Source organism: Paenarthrobacter sp. NPDC090520, from assembly GCF_044769205.1.
Lineage (GTDB): Bacteria > Actinomycetota > Actinomycetes > Actinomycetales > Micrococcaceae > Arthrobacter.
This window is the reverse complement of record NZ_JBIVXM010000008.1, coordinates 109,209-133,470: the sequence shown is the minus strand read 5'-3', so window position 1 is coordinate 133,470 and position 24,262 is coordinate 109,209. Positions and strand designations below refer to the sequence as shown.

Sequence of the window (24,262 nt, the reverse complement as noted above, 5' to 3'; positions counted from 1 at the left end):
CCCTGCAAACAAACGTAAGAGGGAAACACTGTCACAGCTTGATCGCCATCCACTCTTGTTGAAGGTTAGAGGTCGAGGAGTTCAACGACCAGACACCTGAGGCCGTGAGCCACACCCGCTACATTGCAAGACTCGAAGAAGGGCGCTCTAAGGGCCTACGCTGGCCCGACGGAGTTCACTGTCTGTTCTCTAGGGAGTGGGAGGCGGGAGTTTGGGCGTAGGCGACGCACGCACAGTGGCGATGGCGGACGCTACTTTCCTGAGGCGACGATCTGCTGCAATATCTGGAAAGCGACGGCAACGACGAGTGCGTTGTAGAAGAACGACACGACGCTGTGTGTGACGGCGGTACGGCGGATGCGCACCGAGCGGATGGCGGCGTCGCCGGTGCCGAAGGAGGTGCCGACGGTGAAAGCGAAGTAGATGTAGCTAAGGAGCGTCGGTCCCGGCTCGTCGGGAAAGTAGACGCTCCGCTCGGGTTCGCTGGCGTCGATGGCTTGGTACATCTTGGCGAAGCCGGCATTTAGGAGGAGCCAGGACAGGATGATCCCGATGGATGCTGCGCCGGCCACGTAAGCGCTCTCAAGGTCGTGGGCAATGCTGTCTCTAGTGCCTAGGGCCACGACCGCCGAGGTGATGCCGGTGACGCTCGAGACGATGGGCGGGATCCACGACCACCGCAGGATACGTCGAGATTCGCCCACTGCGATGAACTGCCGCTCCCCGGACCACGCCAATGCCCAGCCCACGCCTACGTAGGTGATCGCGAAAAGCATCCACGCCGTGAATATCCATAATTGTGGGCTGACGACGTAGGCGCTGCCGGCTAGGACGATCAAGAGCTCTGAAGCCAGACCAACTGTGCTGGCAATGCGTGATCTGCGGCGGAAAGAGCCCTGACTATTGGGCGTGCTGCGCACTGCACTCATTTCGAACCTCGGTTCTTGTCGGGTCAGCGATTGACGGTGGGATGGGTGAGTTCTGGGGGCGGGTGTTGCACGGAAGAGCGATCGCCAGCGATGCCAAAGACGATGCAGACAATCGATGACCCTGCTCCATGCCTCTGATGTTCGCGAGCTTCACCAGTGGGTAGGTTCTGATCATCCCCGGCGGCTCGTCGGAGTTCGCACTGTGGGCCCTGAGCGCGGGCGAGGGCGACGAGCGTCGCGTTGCTCAGGGCCACAATCTGTGAGCCCGTGGACACGCCATGGTTGAACCGATCCATTTATACCGCGACTCATATCCCAAGAATACCGACCGTCTAGACGGTATCCTAAAATCATGCCCATTGAAAACACATCACCGACCGCAAGGGTTCGCTCGGTCAAGGACCCGACGCATACGCGTCGAGCGATCATCGATGCCGCCGTGGAGCTCCTCATTCAGGGCGGCAAACCCGCGCCGCTCGATCGCGTCGCAGCCGCCGCAGGTGTGTCGAAGGGCGGACTCTTGCACCACTTTTCGTCACAGGCCGAGATCTCGATCGCGGTCTGCGAGGAAAGCTCAGAGCGTCTATGGACCAGCGTCCACGAGCTGATCGAGCCCGATGACCAGACTCCCGGCCGCGTCCTTCGGGCGTACGTGCGAGCACTGCTCGGCGAGAGCCAGGGCGCAGTAACCGCCTTCATGCATATGGCCGCACTTCTCTTCTTTCGCGACAACGAGGCTGTGCACAACATCGCCCGGGCGGACGCCGATCGGTGGCGCCAGGCCTTCGAGGTCGACGGCGTTCCTTTCGAACGATGGCTGCTCGTGCGTTTCGCCGCCGAGGGCGCTGTGGCCTGCGTCGATTCGCCCTACATTGACGAGGTCGAACAGGCAGCGCTGCGTCGCACGCTTCTCGAGCTCGCCGAGATCCCTGACGCGACGGAAGAGCGTTCGTGATCCTGACCATCATCAGCCCGGCCACATCGGGGAACTTTATCGAACCTGCGGTGCGTAGGGGCAAAATGCGCTTCAAGCGTCAGGCGCCGGAACATCGAGCTATCGCGTGGCGCCGTGCGCCTTCCTGGTGAAGACGAGCACCGTTCTCCGCCGGTCGGAGCGGACCAATCAGATCTGTCAGACCGAGTACTCCGAACACGACATCCTCATAGTCCGCACTGACGCCAAACCCGATCACCTTCCGTGGCCAGTCATCCGGGGCGTTTCCCAGACGCGGCCCCGAATGTCACGCTCTCGGTGCCACAGCTGGGGATGAGCGGCATCTTGCGCCGCTCATCCCGTCGGCAGCGAGGCCATCTCAGTCCTCTGCGCGATCCCACTCGCGCTCAGTCGCCCTAGGATCTACCGACTTCGCATCTCTACGCTGTCCGACTGAACCACACCCCAACCTGACGTCAGGTGCCGGCTGAAATCACGTCAGGTTAGAGCCCGTTGGCCTTTTCTTGGACAGGCCCGGGTGGGATTCTTAGAGTTCAACCTGACATGCCGAGGTTGGAGGCTCTTATGGCGGGTCAGAGAATCGGGTACGTGCGGGTCAGCACTCTCGACCAGAACGAACGGCGACAGCTCGAGGGTGAAATCCTCGACCGTGTCTTCACGGATAAGGCCTCAGGAAGGGACTCGAACCGGCCCGAGCTTACCGAGTTGCTCCGTTTCGCCCGCGACGGCGACATCGTTATAGTGCACAGCATGGACAGGCTCGCCAGAAACCTTGACGACCTTCGATCCCTTGTCCAGACGCTCACGCGGAAGGGTGTACGGGTCGAGTTCGTCAAAGAGGGCTTGGTCTTCACCGGTGAGGACTCCCCGATGGCCAACCTCATGCTCTCGGTGATGGGCGCGTTCGCTGAGTTTGAGCGGTCGCTGATCAGGGAACGTCAGCGCGAAGGCATCGCATTGGCCAAACAGCGCGGGGCGTACCGTGGACGTAAGAAGTCACTGACTCTGGATAAGGCGGCAGAACTTGTTGGCCGGGCTGCCCTTGGGGTGCCGAAATCGGTCCTTGCCAAGGAATATGGAATCAGCCGGGAGACCGTCTACCAGTACCTTCGTCTCGCTCAAGCCCAGGAACAGAAGAGTGTCCTTACGTTACCCAAAACGCAATCAACGTGAAGCCGAAAGGCAGAGATCGCCTACCTGCGTTGGTAAACGGTGAACTAATTTTTTCGAAGCTCACAAGACTCACAGGGACTCACAGGGTAAGTAGTCTCTGAACATCCCGTGGACGCGTACTCGCTCACTCGGCGGGTGGCCTTAGGAATTGGCTTCGGCGGCCGTCTCGGAACAGCGGTAAGACTTAATTGTCCAATTGCTTCTTTCTGGTTCTGAGCCCGTCAGGTGACGGTGTCAGGCCGATTTTTTGGCTGTCGCGCCGTGGTGCGCGGCTTTGCCGGTGAGGGTGAGGGAACCGCTGTCGTTGGTGAAGGAGAGGAGTCCGTCGGTGCGGAGTTGGGTGAGGGCCTGCTTGGTTTGGCCGCGGTCCCACCCCATGACGGTGCGGATCTCCGTCCAAGTGGGTCCGTGGCCCCGACGTTCCCAGGAAACGCGGATCAGTGTGGTGAGCTGATCGACGATGGCCAGGGTGAGGTTCACGGGTGCTATAGGTGCGTTGCGGCGCAGGTAGGCGTTTTTACGGGATTCGTACCGGGCGGCAACGTTCTTCATGGTGGGAACTTCGTTGTTCTTGACCATCGCGTCGGCGATGATCTGGAACTTGGACCCGGGCCGGTACCTGTCGACGAAATCTGCCAGCTGGTTCACGCGGGCGTCGGTGATCCGTTCGGGTGGGACGAGACGTTCAAGCCACGCGCGGGCGTCCAGCTGCCGATTGGCGAAGCTTTTCCGCTTCCAAGTGCCTTTGTTCTTCGGTCTGGTCGTGCTCTTCGGCTTGGTTGTCTGCGCAGTAGCTTCCCGGTCGGCCATGTCCCCAGAGTACCGTTGCACGTTCCGGTATCCCGGTAACACTTTCAGCGGGGGAGTTACTGGTGGAGTCTGGGCCAAGAGCGACAGGTTGTGGTTCTTGACCGGAGACAGTATCCCCGGGTTATTCCTGGTCCGGCTGGTTTGACTCGGGTTCGGCCCATTCGAGGGCAGCGACGACGTGTCCTTCGTTGGGCAGGGCGAGTTTCTCGTCGGCGGGGAGCTTGTCGTAGGTGTAGGCGGCGACGGCCATGGGTGAGGTGGAACGGCCGAGGCTGTACCGGACACTGCGGTCGTTCTTGGTGCCGCAAATAAGGATGCCGATGGTTTCGTTGTGGTGCTCGCGGCGGAGCATGTCATCGACCAGGGCGACGTAGAAGTTGAGCTTGCCGGCGTACTCGGGCTGGAACTTGCCGGTCTTGAGTTCGATGACAACGTACCGGTTTTGGTCCATGTGGAAGAAGAGCATGTCAATGTAGTAATCGTCGCCGTCGACATCGAAGTGCACCTGCCGGCCAACGAACGAGAATCCGGGCCCAAGCTCACGCAGAGTTTCGGTGATGCGGCTGGTCAGTGCCAGTTCCAAGTCCCGTTCGGCGACACTGCCGGAAAGGCCCAGGAACTCGAAGTTGTACGGGTCTTTTGCGATTTGCTGTGCCAGCCCCGAATCCTGCGCAACAAGCTGTTGCGTAAAGTTCGATGGCGCCGTGCCGGTCCTCTCCAGTGTTCGGTTCATGATCATGTTCAGCAGAACATTTCGGGTCCAGCCATGTTCGACTGCCGCCACAGCGTACGAGAGCCGGCGTTCCTGCGAATCAAGCTTGTCCAACAGGACCGTGATGTGACCCCACGGCAATTGCGCAACAGCTTGTTGCGCAATTGGGCCCTCCTCCCAAGCCCCTGCAAAGGTGGTCATGTACTGAATGTTTCTAGGTGAGAGGCCCTTCATGTCCGGGAACTCCTGGCGCAGGTCCTCCGAGAGTCGTTTGATGACCCCGCTCCCCCAGCCCTGCTGTTTCTGCTGCCGCCGAACTCCTTGACCAATCGCCCAATACAGCTCGATGAGCTGGGTGTTAACCGCCCGTAGCGCCTTGGCCCTGGCTGCCTTGACCGTTGCCTTCAGACCTTCCAGAAGGTCCAGATAGCCAAAGGGCAGGTCCAAGTCACGCGAGTCTGTCATGACCTCAACCCTATCGGGGGCCACTGACAACCCGGATGACCGGCCAGTCTTCAGACGCGCGCAAATGTGCCACAGGCTGTGGCATATTTGCTTTGCCATCGTGACAGGCACCCCGGCGTCGTAAATGCTGTCGCGCCAGGCTTGCTGCTTGATGTCGCCTATATTGAGCAGGTGACCGATTCTCCTCGTGATCTGACGCGGCCTTCAGCGAGGGATCACGCCAGCAGCCGGGCTGGAAGTATCTCGGAAATCGATGAAGGCGTCTGGAGATGGCATGACCACGCCGTTTCTACGGGTGAGGAACGTATTCTCGCCCGCACGATAGACGGTGATCTCTACAGCTATCGCAGGGATGAGATAACCCTTACAGGGAAGTACGTGCCTGTAGTCGCACCGTTGTGGTTCATGACGACATTCGCCGCGATGATTGTAGGGTTGGCCCTCGTTACGCTGATCACGTCCATTGTGTCCTCGGTTTCGGACGGGGTATGGGCCAGAATGATCCTGCCGGTCGTGGTTGGCCTTTTTGCATGGCTTCTCCTTTTCTGGGCGCGGCGCGACTGGGATGCCCGGGCCCGGCGACGCGAGAGGGGCATACCGGAGCCGAAGGAAGACAAGAAGCCCGTCCAGATTGACCTCCACTGGCCACCCACGCGCACCCGAAACCGTCGTCGAGGCTGGCAGTGACCTACGACTGCGAACGGTCGACGTGGCGGAAGCCCCATTCCTGCTTCGATTCCAGCGGTTTGGATAACACCACCGGCCTCATTATGAGGAGAAAAGCCCGCTGCGAGCTACAAGGAAGCCCAGCAGTAAAGACGATGTCCTGCAGCCTCCGCCCGACGTGCCAGGGCCGAAAGGTCCTTTAGGAAGTCGGCAAGATCCCGGGGATCCGCCGCGTCGAAGAACTCTTCAGACTCTGACCACGGAACCGCCGCCTGCTCAATAACGTCGTCGTCGATACAGGCCAGGGCCTGGAACAAAGAGTCAGTGAGAGTCACCACCAGAAGCTCATCCCCGTCTCGCGTCGCCAAGGTGTGGCCGCTTCGAGGGTCATCAACGACGTCGTCGTAAGCCCGACCGGTTAGAAGCTCTTCGAGCGCGCCGAGCTGCACCACAGGATCTATGCCCTTCACGGAGACCGTCTCATAAACGAGCGGTCCGGGTGCACTGGAGGTCAGACGTTCTGCTGATCGCCGTCTCAGACCAAAAAAGCCACGTCTCGATTCAACCGACGGGACGATTGCCGCCGGGTAACCCGGCCCGCCTGGCCGATCAATCACCGCCGCGGCCTCCTCGTCGGATCCAGCCGAGAAATAATCAAAGAGCACGCCCATAACGGCCATTCTCCATGACCACGCGGAGAGTATCCCAACCGCCGGACCGCCGCTCTGCTCGTGCCCACTTTGGGATCAACCAGATGCCCGATCCTCTCGACCAGTCGCGACTCGTTCGCAACGCCTATAACCGATATTACGTCAACTAAGGTTGCCTAACAATCCTCTCTTGTGAACCATGGTTGCGCTCAGGCATACTGTTCAGAGTACCAACGGCAGGCCGATGAGGGGAAGCATGATGGGCTGGTTCACCGAAGGCAGCGACCACGAAGGCTACGTCGTCTGCGTCTTCGCCGACGGTATGTACGGCTCCGGCGGGAAACACATGCAGATCAGCCTGATGACACCGGACGGCAAAACAGTCTGGGAGAACGACGACGACCCGAACAGTGCGGCGTGGCGGCCGCCGTCGCAGGTGATCGGCTGGAGAGTCGCGTGCAGCTGCGAGCCGTTCAAGAAGCACGTTGTGCTCGATCCTCTATGGACAAGGGTCTGGGACCCAGCAGACGAGGACTTTGCTGGCGGACGCATCTACGCCGGGGATCCCTCCAGCGACGACCCGGAGTACGTCAGCGACCGTGAAGACCTGGAACCCCTTTTCGTTGAGCGATGGCAGCAGCACGTAGCCCCTGACGTCCACCTCCACACCATTAGCACCTTGGGAGATCAACTCAAGAAGATTGAAACCCAGCTCGATGAGGCCGTGGCCGCAGCACGCGCCGACGGCCTTTCCTGGGACAAAATCGGCAGAGCTTACGGAATCACCCGCCAGGGAGCCCGGAAACGCTGGGACTCCCATTCTGCTGCTGACGAGAACAGTCACCATTGAAGAGCGGCCGATCGCCTTCAAACTGACCTGGACTGACAGCATCGAACATAAAAGAGATGTGAAGAGGTAGGGAATGCCCGATTTTTGGGACGCTAAGTGGTGGGACGCTTGGCAGGCTTTCGGAACGGTCGGAGCGACGGCTATTGCCGTCCTGCTGGCTGTTATAGGAGGAATAAGAGCTTCGGTCGCGGAGACAGCCCTCGCTCGAGAGCGCAAGGCGCAAGCGAAGGCCGACAGGCTAGGGGTAGCTTCTCTCGTTTCTGCCTGGGTTGAGACCTCATATGAAGTGTCCAGCAGCGGAGCGAACTATGTTCGGCGAGGAACCGTTTATCTCGCAAATGAGAGCAATGAACCTGTTTTCGACGTTCACGTAGTCATAGGCGTTGGTCGGCCCATTGTCCAGATAGGACCGCTCGCTGTTCCCGCCCCCATTCCCGTATTGCCACCTCGACGGAACCGCTCCTGGGACATAACCTTAGCGCTACTTGGCCGGAGCGGCGGAATTAGTCTTCCTTCTGACCCAGTTGCAAGGGTCTTCTTTACCGACAGCAAAGGCGTCCGCTGGGAGAGGTCCTTTGACGGACAGTTATCTGAGCAGGTTCCCGACACCAGCGCACCGGAGCCGAACGAGACAGAGGGTTTGAAGCAGATCGGAGATAGTTCAAACGCGTTCAACCCAATGGGGGCTGCCTTGGGCTTCATGAACCTCATTTCGCGGCAGGAACCCCCTGTGACAGCGGCCGAAGTGGCGCCTTTACTTGCGGTAAATGCCTCAGGATGGAATAAGTTTAGCGACCTTGACTTCCAAAAACTGGGGAAGGCACTCGAGAGCTTTTCAACGGCCGCCCACATTTGGTACCCGGCACCGCAAGTGGCATACGTCCGACTGGTGCAAGGGGGAAAGCCTCCCGTACCTAATCAGGCCGGATATGTTGAAGTCAACGTCAATATCATCACTTTAGTGTTCTTAGCGGGTCTCGGGTGGAAGATCTTTAGCGTCGGCCCTGGAGCCACTGAACCTGATTGGATCGAGTTTCCCGTGGGCGCTTTGGACGGAAGCTATAGGGGCGAGTGATGCAGTGGTATTCCAGCAGGTTCTGCGCCTAGCGACTGCAAACCAGCGGCAAGGTGAGTCTCGGTGATGCATTGGATGAATCATTGATTCAAATCCCGCCCAATGTCCTCGTCCAGCGAAAAGCGCTCATTTGGTGCGGCAAGCGGAACATGGCCTCGAACTCCAAACCCTGAGATTACGGCCCTTTGCATGGGCAGTCCGCCCTGCCGATCGCTAGCGGTACACTCGGACCGCGTCAATGAGAGCAGGTTGACTCCCCTCGGGACCAACGGCCGCCTGGAGGTAACCTTGAGGACCCTTTCGGGCATAAACGGAGCTGCCGTACAAGGCTCTCGACTTCGACATGGCCCACAGCACTTCGACGTCTCCAGAGCCGGACTTGGACTTGCAGGTTCCTGCCCAACCGTCATAACCAGGAGGCGGGGTTGGGCCGGCCCCCGAACTCAGGCGGCAAACCATGTTGTTGGCTAGCTCTATGTAAAACGGCTCATTCTCCGCAGAAGAACTGTTGGGGCGTGGTGTCACTTTCATGCCCGTGAATATCCTCCATGACGACGGGTCCCCGTCCATACATGCAACCACGGTTGCGTCCCCTGGCTTGACGAGGCATGGGTCAAAGAGGCCTGTTCTGTCCGGGAAACATCTGAAGGCGTCGGTGCGAGACGAGACATTGGACCCAACACACATGCCCTTATTGGACATCGTAGATCCGCCATTTTCGGTTTTCGATTTCTTGAGGGTATCCGGGTCCGTCCACGGATTCAGCTCGATGATTTCAGTCTTAGTTGTGTACTTCGCCTTCAGATACCGCTTCAGTTCATCGTTTGCAGGCAGGAAGAAGAGTTGGCGAAGGATCGGGTCGAGCAGGCTGTCTCCGATGATAGCTCCCGCCGTCAAGGTAAGTTTTGCGACGGCATAGGTTTGGCCTGCGACCCTTAGCGCTTTTCCGATGGTCTTCCCAGCAGTAATTGACTGCTCCCAATTGGCTCCAGGCTTCATCTTCAGCCACGTTTTGGCCGTGGCCACCGCTATCGCGTCCTTGCGGTCACTCAAGCATGGCAGAATAGCCCCGAATGCTTCTTTGACGGATGAATTCTTTGATGCTGTGTTGAGCTTCCCTCCGCATTCGATCAAAGACATCATGATGAATGCCCCTACCAGGCCGCCACCCGCGTTTCCTTCCACTGCTTGGTACATGAGACCCGCGACGACATACGGCAGTTGGAAGTCAACCTCTACCAACGGCTGGTTTGTGTTGCTACCCCACAACTCCAGCAGTTCTGCGCGCTTGAAGCCGAACCTGTATTCACCGAGTGGCTGAACCAGGTAGCTGTCGCCCCATCCGCCGTCCAGCGCGGCGCCGACGGCCATCTGCGTCCAGGTGACAGGCGCCGCCTCGTCCCACATGTCACTCCATACCCAGGCTGGCTTGATAGCTGTTGTTATGGAGCCAGCGTTTGGTCGGTTCATCACGACCCGGACTTCCATGATGTCCGGGCTACTCCTGTCTGTCCCAACACACCAGAGGACCGGTGCATTGATGTTGTCCTCAGAGAATTGGGGATCGGCCCAAGAAGGGATGCCTCCGGAGCAAGTGGGTGGATCGGTCTTGTCGCCTAAGAGTTTGCCGATTCCGTTGTATGCCTTTTCGATGAGGCTGTAAGGCGAGAAGTGGTTGACCGTAGCCGAAACTGTTCGTCTGTCCGACGAAAGCTCAGAAGGACTGATTTCCCATTCCTCTGTGTCGGTGCTCCAGTAGGCTACGTTGGCCTCGTGGTCTGGAGCGAGGGGCTCCTCCAGTTCGAAGGAGATCACAGCCCCACTTGCGGGAAATGAACCTTGGACCATTGACAGCGCGACACCCTCATGAAGCGTTGCGCCTGATGGCAGAGCCGCCCTCATGGCCTCGTTGATTTCCAAGTGTTCAATTTTCGCATTCAGCCCCGGTGAGGCGTTCGGAAAACTGACCGTTACGCGGGGAGAGTCACTAGACTGTTCCGGCTTGGGCTTCTGCTCCCACGGCCAGGAGCAGGAAGCCAGCACGAGACAGAAGACTACGAGAACGACAGCAATGGCCTTGCGGTGACTCCACGCCATTCCACCTGATCTAAGCACCGCGTTCCCCTGTCGCACAGCTGCCACCGGCCGAATTGAGCTCAGGATATAGGATGCCCGCTGTTGTTACATCATGAGTAATTCTTCTCAAATGTATGGTGGTGCATAATTTCAGCCCTGTAGGCTCCGACCACGAAGTCCTTCGTGGAATTCGCATCATTTCAGCATGGCAATAAACAGGTGCAGACTATTGATTTGAGGCACATCGATGGTTGGACGAGTTCAAAAAGTTCTAGCAGGCCTGGGGGCGACACTAGCTGTCGTTGCGGCCGGGGCCGGTGGCATCACCTGGTTTACGGCGCAGAAGGCGACGGTTGACGCAGGGCGGGTGGTGCAACAATCCGCGTCTGCTCCGCCCTCGACGGAATCGCCCACCATGCCAGCCACTCAGCTTGCTATCGCGACACCAACGATGCCCGTCTCACCAGAGGGGCTTTCTCTGGAGGTCATCCCACGAACGGAAATGATTATCACCAGTGAGACTTGGATCATTAAATCAGGGGCTAATGCTCAAGAGTTTCCGATAGAGTCAGCTCCTCTGGCATCTTTGAGTTGCATGCGCAAAGACTTCCAGACGATCAAGGCCCACGAAGACTGTCTCGGGTCAAGGAAGGGCTGTACACCCGCCCAACGCGCATGGCTGGAAAAGAACGCAGTACTTGCCACGGAGAATTTGTACGCTGTCGACGGAAAGCTCGGAATAGGCCAGGTAACCCTAACCAACACCTCGAAATCGAGTCAGTCGCTCTCGTTTAAGGACCTCCGCTGGGAAGGTGTCGTTACACCTATCGATGATGCGGGCTTCGGCATCGCGTGTACAAACTTCAATGACTGGTCCGGAGGGGCAACGGCCGGAAATGCAAACTCCCGCGAAGTCCTCCTGCCCTCAGACGCCGGGACTGGCATCTTCGGCGGTCCGTCACTCTACGGGGAGGACCTGACGCGACACATTCCCGCTGGTAGACCCGCGGTATTCAACCTGGCAGCAGGCGAGACATCCCGCGCACAGTTAGACCTCAAAGTGGCCCCCAAGGTCGCATCAATCACAGGCCGCGCACTTGCTACCGTCATCGCGTCAGATGGGGAGAAAGAAGTACAGATTCCCCTTCCCGCGCTGGAAAGCGGCAAAGCAGTGTTCATCACTATGCCAATGCCACTTCTTGCCATTGACGGAGGCACTGCTTGCCCCCAAGGCAGCGCAAAGTACGCGGCCCGAACCATCTGTTCAATTCAGCAACTGATGTCGGGGAACCACCTTGGCTGAGACAGAAAAGGATCAACTCAATCCTTCAGAGGAATCCGCGCATGAGCCCGCTGAGAAGGACAGTAGTCAACGCGGCCAGGGGCATGCGACTGTGAAGAAATCACATGCCCCTTTGCGACATTCGAACGACAGGACGACGGAAGGTCAGGCGCCGGCATCCGTACCAAAGTCCGGTCGTCCGACTCCGAGAAGCACGTCGGAAGCTATTCCCCTCGGTGCGGTGCCCGCGGCCGCGTCTAGAGGCGCCGTATTGAAATCTCGGACAGCTCGGATCTGGGCGTTGATTGTGACGGTAGTCACCTTGGTCACCGGTGTCATTTCGGTTTTCCCGATCCTGTTTAAAGACGAATCCAGTGCTCAGTCCCTCAAGATTTCAATGAAACCATTCCGTCCTGACACAGTGGTGCACTTCGCCCTCCCCGTGGGTGCACCCATTGACTCCTTTCCGGCAGGGGGACCACTGTGCACTGCTGAGCAAGAGACCTGGCTGGATCAGCACGGTGTTCGTTTCCAACGGGATTACATTCTGGACCTTAGGAATTCAGCTGGTGGCGGCAGCTCAATTGCTGTAGCAAATGTCCGGGGCGTACCGGAAACTTCCACACCCGTAGGCGCTGCATTTGTAGTGGAGTGTGATAAATCAGGGGATGGTGGCGTTGTCGCTGAACCTGGCCGGCTCCTGCTCGATTCCGGCGAAGGTGCTTTCTTCGACGAAACGGCGTTTGGCCCAGCAGGCTCAGGGCAACCGAATACTCCGCTTGCCTATAACCTTCGACCCGGGGAAACAGGTCAGGTTGTGCTCTCATTCGCGGCAAAGTCCGACTTCAAGGGACAAGTAGTAGCAAGTGTCTCGGTCGGCGACCAGACCAGTGATGTAAAGGTTACCGGCTCAAATTCAAGCGAAGTGATAGTCCCCGGCGTGGTGAGTCCCAGAACCATCCTCGTCACCGTCCAAGGCGGCACTCTGAAATGTAATGTAATTCCTAACCCGACAGCTCAAGTCACCACTTGCGACGCCCAAGATATTTTCCGTAAGCAATGACTGCGGCACATTTGTGCAGCTCCCGCGTTTGAGGATGCCGAGACGTCGCCGAGTTCCTGGTCGCGGTGGGCTGACGCCCGTGCTGGGCAGAGACCACTAGTTACGAAGAATTTCGTTATCTTGTGGCCACTGACCCTCGGACATTTTGCAGTGACCTGAGAAGGTGACTGAGGTCTCTCGCGAGTGAGTCAGCCACGATGAAGGTTCGGGAATGCAACGTGATGTCCTGCTGATACCTATGCGCGTCCTGGTCTACCGCCGAAAAGGCGCTGATCGCGTCGTCCTCGCGAAACCGGCCGCCAACGTACAGCACACTGTCCGGGACAGAATGCGCATCGCGTTGATTTTCGCAGGGCTGCCACGGCAGTATCGGACCTGATGAATGAAGGTGATCGGCTTTTGGTGAGTCAGCTCTTAAGGATCCACCTGCCGTAGACGTCGTTGTTTGATCTCCGAAAGGAGGAAGCGGTTGCCCATGATTCTCTCGCCACCCGGGACACGGTTTAGCAGGAAATCGGCCGGGAGTGCCCTAACCATGCGTTCCTCCTGGGCCCACCCTCTGGCTGTCTTCGCAGCAAAAATGCGGGTGGTGTCCAGAGCTCGGAATGAATCAATGGACAACACTGATGAATCCTTATGTCCGAAGATGAGGCGATCGAACTGTTTAGTTCCGCTCCAATGACGCTTAATCCGTGACCGGATATCGTCCGCACGACCGACGTAGATCTGCTTGTACCTGTCGAGCACCATCACGTAGACGCCTTCCACGCCACTGAACTCGGACAGACTCGATACGACCCGCAAATTCTTGTGCGCCTCGAGCATCTCGGATACCAAACCCAGGAAGTCCTTTCCGGAGAGTCCCCTGAAGAACTCCATGTTCAGATCGAAGTTCTCCAGTGCTGCTTCCCGCTGCAACGCGCAGTAATCGTCGTTGAAGAAGAGATGATCTTCGTCTTCGAAGGCCCATGCCTCGGCTTCCCAGGCGGCGTCTGTATAGAGCTCCCGAGCTAGTCGAGTTGATCTCCGCTTGTTCACAAGGGCGTACTCGTCTCGTACCAGTCGGTGGCCATATTTGCTGGCGCGAAGCGTCTCCCCAAAGTGCTTTCGCGGGGGTGTCCGGCTGTTCATCCGCACGGCGAACATACCACTGGTACCCGGCTCAGGGCCGGACAGCCCTTCGGGTCCGTTTGCCTTCATTTCTGCTCAAGCTTCGCAAGACGCTCGGCGATCTTGCTTCCGGCGCGGCGGCCGACCGGGCACCGCGCCAACCAGCGCCTCAAGACCTCGATCTCTTTGTCCTTCTCCCCCAGCTTTCTATGGACGATGGCTGCCTGTTCGGTGTACCAAGGCGCGGGTTCTCGGCCGCCGGCATCTTGTTCGGCAGCTTGAATTGCTTTGTAGCACAGCACGAGTGCTTCTTCATTCCGGCCTTCACGCTTAAGCTGCTTGATAGGCTCGACCAATTCAAGGTAGTGGACGCCGTCAACCATTCCACGTTTGAACTGTCGCGCCCTTTCACCCCCACCCGCTACAGCCTCTCGGACCATCGTCGACATAGCCACATGTGAACTGTTGCTTCTCTCCGCGGACGAGAGCGCTGGTGGATTGTCATGCGAGTAGGTCCACTGAGGTTCTCCGTCACCCAGCCAAACGTATGCCTTGGCCAAGAGCTTCTCGTCTCGCAATACGTGAAGCTGGTACAGAACTGGTTCACTCACTCCGACAGTAAGGGGCAGTTCTCGGGCTACGTAGGAAGGGAGACAGCCCACCTTCTCACCGGCCACCAGGACGGCCACCGCCGTTGCATCAACGAGGTTCTCCGGTTCCCGCTGCAGTTGGGCCTGCCCCTCGTAATAGCCGCGCTTAGCGAATTCTTGTCGGTCCGCCAAGGCAGCAACGGCGTCCTTCGCAAAAGTGGTTGTGCCCGCCACTTCCAGGCACTGTTGATAATGCGACGATATCGCCAATGTCGTGATGGGCTGATCGGCGACTCCTTGCTCGGGATCCGGGTGCTGCACACCCCGTGTCTCACCAAGGATGCCTCTGATCCAAGACCCAAACCCCATTTGTTTCCCCTCACCCGAAGCGGGGTCTTAACCCCTGTATGGGCCCGACTCTATCAATCGCATCGAGAGGAAATCACCATTGTCAGAGAGCCTGACTTGGGACAACCGTCGTCAATAAGTCCGAGTTCTGGTCCCTTTTGTCACTGCTGGCGCACTGTTCGGGACTGCGGCCAATGCATCCTCAAGCAGATCGCAATTTCGACTCGACCCTCGTAGGCAGCGGCCCTCATGAATGACATTTTCGTGAAAAGCAGTCCGCTATTTGGTAGAAGCTCGCTACTGTACGAATGACTAGCGTGTCGAATCGTGGGATCAATTTTTTGTCCGTGAGCACGCATATGATTTGGATCGTCGTCTACTCATGGGGGTAAATATGCCGGTAATCGGCGCTGATGTTCACGGGATCGCGGTCCTGGATGTCCACGATGGCCGCTGGGCTGTATGGCAGGTTTCGACCGCATCTCTTACGGGTTCGGGACGGGCAGGATCAACGAATGCGGTCGTCACCGATGGCTTTGATGAGCGGGTCTTCCGGAGTCTTACATACAACCGGCCGATCTTCCTGACCTCAAGGGCGCAGAAGCACTGTCAGGAAAGAGTTGTGCTGGAGGCCACGGCTTTTTTGCCTGAGGAATTCCTTGCTGATTGCGCGTCGTGGACCGACTACCTGCAAGGGCTCTTTTGGGCTGAGAACGATAGCCGCCGCGAGTACAACGCCAACATGGCAGCCGCTCGTAAGGAAGCCAAAGCGGCGGGCCTTCCGCTCCCCGAGTTTCAACGCCGGGCCCCGCTTCAGGACATTGACTGGCCCGCTCCCCCGCTCCAGAGCGTGTGGGAAAGCAGTCCGGCTTGTGAGGATCCGGTCAACGTTGAGGCGCTCCGTGTGGCTAACGGGTGTATTCAACTCCTCAATTACTGGCAGGAGATCGAAAGCGATCGGCTGAAGAAGTCGCGCTCGTATTTCAAGGAAGCCGGAGGCCCGGTCGCACGCCCGTGGCCTTCGCAGGCACCGGCGCCGGTGGAACATGTCTGAGCCGATGTTCGCCGTCGTCGATGTCGAAACGACTGGGCTCTTCACGACGATGCATGACCGTGTTGCTGAGATCGCCGTGGTGCGCGTAGACGCCAGCGGTAGGATCGTCGACCGTTGGGAAACTTTGGTCAATCCACAGAGAGACCTGGGTCCCCAACGAATCCATCGAATCAGCGCCGCCGAAATACTCGATGCGCCGACTTTCTCGGAAGTAGCCCCGGCGCTGACGGAGGTTCTTCAGGGCTGCATCATGGTTGCGCACAATCTGCGGTTTGATGCCGACTTCCTCGGCTATGAGTTGGCCAGGGCTGGTGTCGTAATCCCTGACGGGTTCCTTCAAGGGTTGTGCACGATGCGCCTTGCCCATGACTACGTCATCGGCAACGCAAGGTCGTTGGCGCACTGCTGTGAGTTCTTCAGCATCGAAAACTACCGTGCGCACTCGGCCGGAGATGACGCAGAGGCAGCGGCCTGGCTTCTCAGCCGGTACATTGACCTCGACCCCGACCGGCCGGAGTGGTCCCAAGCCCTGGACATCGCATCCTCGATGTCGTGGCCATCCAGCAATCCCGGCCCAACAGCTTTCGTTCCCCACAAACGCCAAGCGCTGGGTACGGTCGAGAAGCACTTCCTCTCACGCATAACGGTACATATGCCCGAGTACACCGGACCGGAAGAGCATGACCAGTACCTGGCTCTCCTCGGTCAAGCCATGTTGGATTTGCACCTATCGGTCCACGAAACACGGGCCCTGGTTCGCTTGGCTGATGAGCTCGGCATCAGTCAGGACCGCTGCCGGAAACTTCACGCCTACTACGTCGAGCAACTCGCTGTCGCTGCGTGGGCCGACGGCATCATTACACCCGATGAGGAAGCCGAGCTCTATCAAGCCGCCAAGCTGTTGGACGTAGATGCATCCGTTGTCGCGCACGCCCTGACGAACCCGCCCACGGCACCTGTTGATTCCGGGCCGGTTACCGGCAAGATCACTCTTGGTTCAACACTTGTTTTGACCGGGGCCATGACCCGGGAGCGAAGTGAGCTGTCCAGCTTCCTCACCGAGATGGGCTACGTCGTCGCTGAACGAGCCACGAAGAAGACTGACCTTGTGATCGCTGCGGATCCCGACAGCCTGTCAGGAAAGGCAGCGAAGGCCCGCCAGTATGGAATTCCTGTCGTAGCTGAAAACTTCCTGTACGACGTTCTCGGTGTACCCAGCTTCTAGTGCAAACTCGAGGACACGACGCTCATCGACCCCGCCGCGTACCGGAAAGAAGGGACAGCGATGACAAGACGACCCGACGCGCTGGCCGCATGGGTTGCTGAGTATCCGCGCCAAGACGCTATCCACAGGCACGGTTTCCGTCTTAACATCGGCAAATGGAATGCCTTGGTAGGCCTCCTTCCAGGAGCTCCGCTTGTCAGCGAAGACGGTGGTAAGGACGTTGGCTTGATCAGCCGCCGGAGTTTGTTTCAACTCGCCGCGGCAGCACGGAGGGACGATTCCGGAACAGCAGCGCTCGGCCTGTTCTGGCACGCATTGGCCTGGGGTACCGGGTCCAATCACCGGAACACTCCCGGACGCATCAAGTCCGTGGCCGCTGACACCACTCGGTCAGGGCAGTTATTACGCGACGCGGCGTGCCTAGCCGTCTCTGATTCCAAGGCAGCGTTCCTTCTCCTCAAGCCCAGCCACACCGCATTGAAGCACTGGGGACCGAACTTCTTCACAAAGTTCCTGTACTTCGCAGGTGCCGGCAAAGTGGATCACCCAAGCGTGATCGTTGATGCACGGGTGCTCGCGACGCTCCATGCAGAAACCAACGACAAGAGATTCAAGCCGCCGTCCGCCAGCTACCCCGTGTCCACGTACATGGCAGCCTGCGAACTCATGCAGGATTGGGCCAGTGAGCTATCGACGCCGGAACGCACGGTGGGCGCGGATGAAGTAGAGCGCTGGGCCTTCAGCGAAGGACGAGGTTGGCGCGCCAGAGCCTCAAACCTGTAGCGCCCTTCGGAGGCTGCACAGGACGCCGAATAAGGGGTACACGGCGGCCGCCCGCGCTGCCCTCCAGGGCGTCTGGGTTCACCACTTGAGAGGGAAGCATCTCGTCAATGGCCCGCCCACGACTTTTGCCGCGGCAAGGTCGAAGAGCAGGAAAAGTACCTGCCGATGGTACCCAGATGAAAGACAGTGGCAAATTCTGCTCTGAAACAGCTGCCATAGATCCCGTCAGCCAAATTGGTGGTGTCACATCACTTTGCTCGAGCCCAGACCTATATCCGCATTGCGACAGCCGTGGACCTGCTGGGGACATCCCGAGGCCCATTACCGCTTCCTGATCAGCGTTCCACGAGATCCGCTTCTTGCAAATGATGGACAACCCAGCCATCAGCTTCGCACCACCGGTAAACACTGACGTCATCGTTTGTGAAATGTCGACCTATCCAAACTTCGTCGACACTTCCTGCGTTCCGGACAGTTCCGCCAAGGAGTCCATTGTCCAATCGACGCGTGACGTCGAAGTGGCTCTCGAAATCCAGCCAGAGGAATAGCACACGACGATCCGCCACGGCCCGATCCATTTTCTCAACATCCGACTCGTGCTTACCGGCAAGTTGTTCTGACACAAACATCGAAACGTACTCGGCATCCGACGGGTCCCACGAGAACCCATCATCAACCTTGAGCAGCCTGCACTGGCCGGCAGGGAGGGTTGGCAGCACCTCTGCAGAAATTACCCCAGCTGCTTGCATTGCCACCAGCGTGCTGTACCAAACAGGACGATCCGCTTCAGCGCTGAATACATGCTGTTGCAAGTTCACTGACTCGACGGAAGACAGGTTTAGGCGCTCTAGATCTGCGAGCCAAGTCTCCAACTGCCGACGAATTTCCCGTGCGTTTCCGCTACTAGAGACCACGACCAGCCAACCCTGTTTTAACCCCTCAAGCTCGGCGGCGAGATTTGGGAAGTGGTGATTGAATTGCGCACTGTCTCGGAGCGTCTCGGTCTCAGCAATTGTCGTGACTTCGACAGCAACTGTCGTTGTTCCATCGGACAGATCGAAGTCATGCGTTCCTGAAGGTGCGCCGTCGACGTCCCTCGGAATGATTTCCCATCTTGCGGCGCCATAGACGGCGCGCACTGCCTGAGCAGCACGTAGTTCACGAATATCGAGAGCAGAGTTTCCCTTGGCCATTACCGCAGATTAGCAGACCTGCCCATGGCCTCTACCCTCCGGCGCACGCATTGGGCAGGGCCCGTCATCAAGCTGCCTCGAACTGTATTGGTCCATCGGTAACCCCCTGCTGGTGTACTAATGCTTATTAACTGATGCGATTCTCATTGTCATCATCGCTATCCGATCCGGCTGCGGAAAACGTCCCCAACGCACCGGGCTCACCCCAAATATGCTCTTCATCCATGTTGGCGAGGGCATAAATGTAGCTTTGGGATCTTGTCACCGCCTCCTTTAGATCCTTCGGTGAAACAATCTCAAGGAGAATTCGCAACACAAGCACCCACTTACACGAGATTGTGGCAACGAAGTAGTTACCCAGCTCTGCGCTGCCGAAGGCACCAAGAAGCTGGTGACTCTGCTCATTGCGGATCTTCTTTACGATCCCCAGCCACGAGTTCAGCTCCGGTCCACAGACCCCTGGTGCGACCTCCATCACTGGAGACACCAGCTCTACGATTCTCGAGTGGTAGCTGGGTTGGTCCACATAACTCAGTGCATCTCGCAGGACCTTGTCCGCAATACTTTCATCTGTCAGGCCTTCAGTTACCAACCCTCGGATCCCGGCCTCGCGTGCGGCCTTCATGGCACGCTGCACCCCTCGCACACTTACTTCATGGAAAGGTCTCACTTCACTGTGCAGCCTTCGATGCAAACCCTCCAGCGCCGTCACTAGAACCTGGGCGTCAACCTGTACGACACTTGGCCCGAGGTTTGCAATGTACGGGAATGGGTCAACTTTGGCCGCAAGCGCCAGCCATGAAGCCATTTCCTTCAGCCCCAGCTTTCTCAACGGAAGTAAAGCGCTCGAACGAAGAAGCTTTTGTTCCTTTTCCTGCTCAGGAACATAAGAACACCACCCATGCGCCTCAAGGTAGATCTCGGTGACAAGCGGTGAGGGAACAGGTTTCTGGGTCCATAGACCAAGAAGCTGCGCGGCTACCACTTGGACATCTTGAATCAGTACGCCCACGGGTGAAGGGTTCTCAGGCTTGAAAGTCAGGCCGGCCTTCTGCTCATGTACCCACGGCGCCAACTGACCCGGGACAGGACCGGGGACTTCCGCTTCTGTTGTCCAGCTGACCGCGGAAGCAAGAACTGGCCACGACCAACGAATGCCGTGGATTTCTTCATCGTCACCGGAGATGTGTGCCCCGTGCAGCCAGCGCTTCCCCGTAAAGAATTGGGCATAGCTGGAGGTAACGTCCGGGCCGGGCTGCATATGAGCGTCGAGTAAGGTGACCAGCGATTCGTCATCTAGGCGACCTAGAATGACGCGGGCCGCGAAGTCCGCTGCGATTTGATCCGGTGCAGAGCCGTACCGGATAGCCCCGCCATCAAGAATTTCAACCTGCTTCGGAGGGAAACAAAAACCAGACAGCCTGAGGGCGTAGCCGTCATCCGCAAACTCCACCGCCCCAGCAACTTCGTTGCCTCCTTGAACCCAGAAAACGCCGGATGCGGTTCTGTCCTCAGAAACGACATCGTCAGTCATTGCGCTCCTCCGTTCGCAATCTGATTGTCGGCCACGCCACCCTGGTTCTTCTTTGGCTCATTCACTCCGGAATCTTAGCGCCGGCACAACTAGGACCGTGAGCAGTGAACATCAGTCTCGCCGCCGTGGTCGCCACAAAGTGTCGACTTCGTAGCTGCCATCCGCATGCCGGCGGATTGGGGCAATGCGTTCAGGCATTTCGGAGCGCAGCTTCATGAATAGCGGGCCTGACATCTCGTTGAGAGAGCTGTTATAGAAGTAGATATCCGGGTAGTGGGTCAGCAACGCGTAGATCATATCTGTGGCCCACCCTTGGTGGTGGTACTCGTCTGGGACTCCGACACCTTGAAACTTTCCGACACGGTTCCTGATGATCACAAAGTCAAGGTAGGCGCTCGTTGTGCTCTCCCCGAAAATGCCTGACCGCGTTCCGTGTAGCTGAGGACGCGGAACAAGTCTGCCCTGAACAAGATTGGGTCCTGATTCTCTGGGGACGGTCAGTGTGAAGGACCTTGGGCCGTGGCGAAGGACAATGCGTCGCTTCCTCCGCAACTCCCACCACGCTCTTCTAAAACTCCTGAAGGGTTTAAACATGCCGCTCCCCTGCTAACCATTTCCTGGGCCGCGATCCTGCCGCTGCTGCAGGTCAGCGGTGGACCAGGCTGCTTCGTGTTGGGTCTGTTCCTCTGCTCTCCGAGCCTAGATCACTGGAAAGTCCGGGGCTTTCCGTCAGTTCTGGGGTTGCCCTCTCCTCAAATTTGGTGTTCAAAAGCCGAGTTGATGGTCGATGGTCTCGCGGACAGATTGCAAGGCCGGGGATTCAAACCCCTCGGGAAGCAATGAAATCCTATGAAGCTTCGTTGCTGAATCTTGTGCTCGTCCGTCGCCGTGTCGGTCTATCTCGCGGACCTTGAGGAGCCCAAACCATTCAAGCGTCTTGCGCGCTGCTGAGAAGGGATCGCGGTGAATCCCGTAGCGTCTCAGTCTCACGTCCGCGGGGATTGCCACTTCGCCCGGGAGAATATCCGGGTCCTCTCCAATTGCTGCCAGGGTCCCCCTGCGGCATGCTATAGCCAGGAGGAGGACGATTTCGGAGTCTTCCAGCACATGGAGCCACCCCTGGGTAATGAATCCAACCGGCAGGGTGAAATAGTCTTCATTTTTTTGAGGAACCACGTAGGGAAGAGGGTCTCCGCCTCGTTGCCATCCCGATTCGTCCAGGAGACTGAATCCCTCGTACCTGCCCCTTTTGCCTGGTGTCCCGGGGAGATGCACCAGTTTCGCTTCCTCAAGAGTATCCAGAGCAGTAGCCAGTGTTCTGGCCTTTTTATCGCGTATAGCTGAGCTGGACTTTCCTATCCCGGTTTGAACCGCTGAGGTGGCCACCAGGTCGCTCCATCCCCATTCACGCGAAAAAGTTGTCAGCGGTATGTCCAGTACGGCTCTGCGGCCGGGACGATTTCTGAGCTGGGCATAAGCCAAGGCCGTGAGGTACATACGCAAGGCAGCTCCCTTGCTGGAGAGGATCATCGTGGCCGGAGGCCGAAAAGCGCGTTTCGGTGCTGTCCGGTCCGACACGTCCTCTTCTGAGATTGGCTTCTCAAGATAGGAAAATGGAGTGCGTACTCGTAGCCCCTCCGTGAGCAAGAGCCCCGGCGCGCCGAAATGATCAACCAGAGCATCAGTTGCGTTGGTCGCTGACTGCCCGAACTGGCCATAAAGCCGGGACCGGCGCGCCTCAAAGGTCCGGGTCTCCTTGGCACTGAGGCCACGGGAACGATCTAAATCGATCTCTTTCATGCGTGCCATCAGACCTAATTGGGCCCTTTCAAGCTGAACGTGTAAACCGGCCAGGGGACCCTTTAGTCATCTTCAGAATCTAAGTTAACTTTCTGGCGGGTTTACCCGTACATCCAGTGTAGTGGAAGTCTTCGGCCAGTCCTGTTGAACTTCTCAGGTACAACACCCGCTATTCAGATGAAGGTGAGCATGTCCAAGCAATCTCACGCCCGGAGGGCAGTCGGCCGCGGAGGCATCTGGACCGATCGGTCCAGCATCCTGCTGACCGTCGCGCCGACGACGTTGGCCGGTATTGCCACCGCATTCATGGGATGGGCACAGCTCGATGGTGGGCTGGCCACCTTTCTTCGATCTGCAGCGATCATAGCCGGGGCAGCGGCCACTGCTTTGCTGGTCATCAAGGTAGTCCGGGAGGACAAAGAGAAAAAGTCTGCTGCCGACGCCAGGTACGACACCATGAAAGAGCTCAGGAACAAGCTTGGCCCCGCCTTGGATTTGATGGCTGAACTTGCTTCAGTAGATCCGGCAGATTCCAGCCGTGAAGTGCTAAACGAAAGCCTGAAAACCATCGCCACACACTGCTGCAGCGCACTGGGAGCCATGATGCCAGCTAGTACCGATGTGCGGGCCATCGTATATGCGGTCAAGGAGCCAAATGAGCTGTACCCCTTGGCCCGGTTGGGACGCAATGACGTCCCTCGCACGTTCTCCTTTGATAAGGCTGACGGCGCTGAGATTCTGACATATCTCTCGGGAAGCTCACCAGAGGGGGAGCTCTACGCCGACACCTCTACTGAAGCTCCTGAGCACTACGAAGGTGATCAGGCGCGGTACCGAACCTTTATCCGCGCTCCCATTTGGTCGAGCGGAGTGATCTTCGGCATGGTGGCCGTTGACGCCCCGAAAGCTGGCTCGCTGTCCAAGGGCGACGTCTTCCTTACCGAGTTGATCGCAGCTGAACTCGCACCAGCGTTCGCCATAGCGGCCGCAGCCGGACGCAGCGAATAATCAGCTTGACGGCCTACACTGTAGGCATGAGCAATCAAGTCGAAGTAACTCCAGGGGGCGTCGGCTTCATCAGAACGACAGCCAAGAAGGCAATCCCGGACGCTCCGCTTGCGCTGAAGACCGCCCGCCGCCGCTCATGGCTGGTACGACGAGACCTCACAGCCGGTCGCCATTCCAAAATCGAACCGGAACAAGGCACCCGCAAGAAAGGTTAACCCGGCCTCTTGCCGCTGTGACATTGGCAGTGCGAATTCAACGGCTGGCGTTACTCGACCGTGCAACGGCCAGGTAACTGAAGCTTCAGAGTGTCTCCTTGCCATGGCGTGCGTACCAGAGCCGCTGATCGTGTGATTCCCCGGTTCTGAGCTTGGACCGGCTGTTGTCGGTCCCCCGTCTTCCGGAGCAGGATCCGATAAAGTCGCTCAATGAGCAGCGGTGTCGATAACCTTCAGATCGTCAACAGAACGCCTGTACGCAAGCGCAAGTACTGGTCCCCGACCTACGAGAGCTCGTCCGATTTCGTGAAGCCATGGTGGGGGGGAAACGTACGGGAGCGAGCCGCCGGCCGAGGAACACTGGGTGTCAATCCTCCTGCTCAGCGGCCGGGAAGTCGCACGCTGCAAATACGTCCTGACAGGTCCTGACACGCACCCTGTCCTCGGCGATCTCCCGCACGGGCAGCTCGACATCCTCGCCTTCGAGGTCGCTGTCCCTATGCGTCGGAACGGAATTGGCCGCAAGACACTGCAGGTGATCCGGGACCAGAACCCGCTGCCGCGCATGACTGCCCTGAACGATAACGCCGAATCCAGGAAATTCTGGGATGGAATCGGCTGGATCAGGCACGAGTCACCCCACGCCTTATTGAGGGGCGGAGAACGCGTGACCTACTCCGAGCCGTGATCCGCAAC

General features: G+C 58.2%; 23 protein-coding genes. 13 read left to right on the top strand and 10 right to left on the bottom strand.

Annotated elements, in window-relative coordinates; translation table 11 throughout:
- Window positions 1-251: 251 nt before the first annotated feature.
- Window positions 252-839 carry a DUF1345 domain-containing protein gene (locus ACIQTZ_RS12160; protein ID WP_402980905.1) on the bottom strand — a complete coding sequence of 196 codons (588 nt, stop codon included), beginning with the start codon at window positions 837-839 and terminating at the stop codon, window positions 252-254.
- Window positions 840-1,281: 442 nt separating this feature from the next.
- Between ACIQTZ_RS12160 and ACIQTZ_RS12155 the strand changes: the two genes are divergently transcribed.
- Both ACIQTZ_RS12155 and ACIQTZ_RS12150 read left to right on the top strand, forming a co-directional pair.
- Window positions 1,282-1,884: a TetR/AcrR family transcriptional regulator gene (locus ACIQTZ_RS12155; protein ID WP_402980902.1), complete on the top strand. Its 603-nt coding sequence runs from the start codon at window positions 1,282-1,284 to the stop codon at window positions 1,882-1,884.
- 564 nt (window positions 1,885-2,448) lie between these two features.
- Window positions 2,449-3,057: a recombinase family protein gene (locus ACIQTZ_RS12150; RefSeq protein WP_402980899.1), complete on the top strand. Its 609-nt coding sequence runs from the start codon at window positions 2,449-2,451 to the stop codon at window positions 3,055-3,057.
- A 234-nt stretch (window positions 3,058-3,291) separates the two neighbouring features.
- Here ACIQTZ_RS12150 and ACIQTZ_RS12145 read toward each other — a convergent pair whose 3' ends face one another.
- Both ACIQTZ_RS12145 and ACIQTZ_RS12140 read right to left on the bottom strand, forming a co-directional pair.
- Window positions 3,292-3,705 carry a hypothetical protein gene (locus tag ACIQTZ_RS12145; protein ID WP_402980896.1) on the bottom strand — a complete coding sequence of 138 codons (414 nt, stop codon included), beginning with the start codon at window positions 3,703-3,705 and terminating at the stop codon, window positions 3,292-3,294.
- 283 nt (window positions 3,706-3,988) lie between these two features.
- The gene (locus ACIQTZ_RS12140; protein WP_402980894.1) at window positions 3,989-5,044 is read right to left on the bottom strand and encodes a YhcG family protein; all 1,056 of its coding nucleotides are present in this window, start codon (window positions 5,042-5,044) and stop codon (window positions 3,989-3,991) included.
- A 141-nt stretch (window positions 5,045-5,185) separates the two neighbouring features.
- Here ACIQTZ_RS12140 and ACIQTZ_RS12135 point away from each other — a divergent pair, with 141 nt between their 5' ends.
- On the top strand, window positions 5,186-5,731 hold the full coding sequence (locus tag ACIQTZ_RS12135) for a hypothetical protein (protein ID WP_402980891.1): 546 nt from the start codon (window positions 5,186-5,188) through the stop codon (window positions 5,729-5,731).
- A gap of 107 nt (window positions 5,732-5,838) precedes the next feature.
- On the opposite strand, the gene ACIQTZ_RS12130 is transcribed toward ACIQTZ_RS12135, so the two are convergent.
- Window positions 5,839-6,381, bottom strand: coding sequence for a hypothetical protein (locus tag ACIQTZ_RS12130; RefSeq protein WP_402980888.1), 543 nt, complete (start codon window positions 6,379-6,381; stop codon window positions 5,839-5,841).
- 235 nt (window positions 6,382-6,616) lie between these two features.
- Here ACIQTZ_RS12130 and ACIQTZ_RS12125 point away from each other — a divergent pair, with 235 nt between their 5' ends.
- On the top strand, window positions 6,617-7,210 hold the full coding sequence (locus ACIQTZ_RS12125) for a hypothetical protein (RefSeq protein WP_402980885.1): 594 nt from the start codon (window positions 6,617-6,619) through the stop codon (window positions 7,208-7,210).
- A 73-nt stretch (window positions 7,211-7,283) separates the two neighbouring features.
- Window positions 7,284-8,285: a hypothetical protein gene (locus ACIQTZ_RS12120; RefSeq protein ID WP_402980882.1), complete on the top strand. Its 1,002-nt coding sequence runs from the start codon at window positions 7,284-7,286 to the stop codon at window positions 8,283-8,285.
- Between the two features lie 213 nt (window positions 8,286-8,498).
- Here the strand turns inward: ACIQTZ_RS12120 and ACIQTZ_RS12115 are convergent, their stop codons facing one another.
- Window positions 8,499-10,205: a hypothetical protein gene (locus ACIQTZ_RS12115; protein ID WP_402980879.1), complete on the bottom strand. Its 1,707-nt coding sequence runs from the start codon at window positions 10,203-10,205 to the stop codon at window positions 8,499-8,501.
- 571 nt (window positions 10,206-10,776) lie between these two features.
- On the opposite strand from ACIQTZ_RS12115, the gene ACIQTZ_RS12110 reads away from it, so the two are divergent.
- Window positions 10,777-11,664 (top strand): hypothetical protein, encoded by an 888-nt coding sequence (locus ACIQTZ_RS12110; protein ID WP_402980876.1) that lies wholly within the window; start codon window positions 10,777-10,779, stop codon window positions 11,662-11,664.
- A 250-nt stretch (window positions 11,665-11,914) separates the two neighbouring features.
- Window positions 11,915-12,706, top strand: a complete 792-nt coding sequence (locus ACIQTZ_RS12105) for a hypothetical protein (protein ID WP_402980873.1) — start codon at window positions 11,915-11,917, stop codon at window positions 12,704-12,706.
- Between the two features lie 414 nt (window positions 12,707-13,120).
- Here the strand turns inward: ACIQTZ_RS12105 and ACIQTZ_RS12100 are convergent, their stop codons facing one another.
- Window positions 13,121-13,906, bottom strand: a complete 786-nt coding sequence (locus ACIQTZ_RS12100; RefSeq protein ID WP_402980870.1) for a GIY-YIG nuclease family protein — start codon at window positions 13,904-13,906, stop codon at window positions 13,121-13,123.
- Window positions 13,903-14,727, bottom strand: a complete 825-nt coding sequence (locus ACIQTZ_RS12095; RefSeq protein WP_402980867.1) for a hypothetical protein — start codon at window positions 14,725-14,727, stop codon at window positions 13,903-13,905. Before ACIQTZ_RS12095 ends, ACIQTZ_RS12100 begins: the two co-directional genes overlap by 4 nt.
- A gap of 421 nt (window positions 14,728-15,148) precedes the next feature.
- On the opposite strand from ACIQTZ_RS12095, the gene ACIQTZ_RS12090 reads away from it, so the two are divergent.
- Genes ACIQTZ_RS12090 through ACIQTZ_RS12080 form a run of 3 tightly spaced genes read left to right on the top strand, consistent with a single transcriptional unit; the run spans window position 15,149 to window position 17,816 of the window.
- The gene (locus tag ACIQTZ_RS12090; protein WP_402980864.1) at window positions 15,149-15,808 is read left to right on the top strand and encodes a hypothetical protein; all 660 of its coding nucleotides are present in this window, start codon (window positions 15,149-15,151) and stop codon (window positions 15,806-15,808) included.
- On the top strand, window positions 15,801-17,033 hold the full coding sequence (locus ACIQTZ_RS12085; protein WP_400270912.1) for an exonuclease domain-containing protein: 1,233 nt from the start codon (window positions 15,801-15,803) through the stop codon (window positions 17,031-17,033). Before ACIQTZ_RS12090 ends, ACIQTZ_RS12085 begins: the two co-directional genes overlap by 8 nt.
- Window positions 17,034-17,093: 60 nt before the next feature.
- On the top strand, window positions 17,094-17,816 hold the full coding sequence (locus ACIQTZ_RS12080) for a hypothetical protein (RefSeq protein WP_402980860.1): 723 nt from the start codon (window positions 17,094-17,096) through the stop codon (window positions 17,814-17,816).
- A gap of 335 nt (window positions 17,817-18,151) precedes the next feature.
- Here the strand turns inward: ACIQTZ_RS12080 and ACIQTZ_RS12075 are convergent, their stop codons facing one another.
- The 3 genes from ACIQTZ_RS12075 to ACIQTZ_RS12065 all read right to left on the bottom strand — a co-directional run bounded on the left by ACIQTZ_RS12075 (window position 18,152) and on the right by ACIQTZ_RS12065 (window position 22,343).
- Window positions 18,152-19,009: a hypothetical protein gene (locus tag ACIQTZ_RS12075; RefSeq protein WP_402980857.1), complete on the bottom strand. Its 858-nt coding sequence runs from the start codon at window positions 19,007-19,009 to the stop codon at window positions 18,152-18,154.
- Window positions 19,010-19,136: 127 nt separating this feature from the next.
- Entirely contained in the window at window positions 19,137-20,543 is a 1,407-nt protein-coding gene (locus ACIQTZ_RS12070) for a HEPN domain-containing protein (RefSeq protein WP_402980854.1), read from the bottom strand.
- Window positions 20,544-21,308: 765 nt separating this feature from the next.
- Entirely contained in the window at window positions 21,309-22,343 is a 1,035-nt protein-coding gene (locus tag ACIQTZ_RS12065) for a hypothetical protein (RefSeq protein ID WP_402980851.1), read from the bottom strand.
- Window positions 22,344-22,532: 189 nt separating this feature from the next.
- On the opposite strand from ACIQTZ_RS12065, the gene ACIQTZ_RS12060 reads away from it, so the two are divergent.
- The 3 genes from ACIQTZ_RS12060 to ACIQTZ_RS12050 all read left to right on the top strand — a co-directional run bounded on the left by ACIQTZ_RS12060 (window position 22,533) and on the right by ACIQTZ_RS12050 (window position 24,254).
- Entirely contained in the window at window positions 22,533-23,351 is an 819-nt protein-coding gene (locus ACIQTZ_RS12060; protein ID WP_402980848.1) for a hypothetical protein, read from the top strand.
- A 26-nt stretch (window positions 23,352-23,377) separates the two neighbouring features.
- Window positions 23,378-23,566, top strand: a complete 189-nt coding sequence (locus ACIQTZ_RS12055; RefSeq protein ID WP_400273078.1) for a hypothetical protein — start codon at window positions 23,378-23,380, stop codon at window positions 23,564-23,566.
- Between the two features lie 364 nt (window positions 23,567-23,930).
- Window positions 23,931-24,254 carry a hypothetical protein gene (locus ACIQTZ_RS12050; protein ID WP_402980845.1) on the top strand — a complete coding sequence of 108 codons (324 nt, stop codon included), beginning with the start codon at window positions 23,931-23,933 and terminating at the stop codon, window positions 24,252-24,254.
- The last annotated feature ends 8 nt before the right edge of the window (window positions 24,255-24,262 follow it).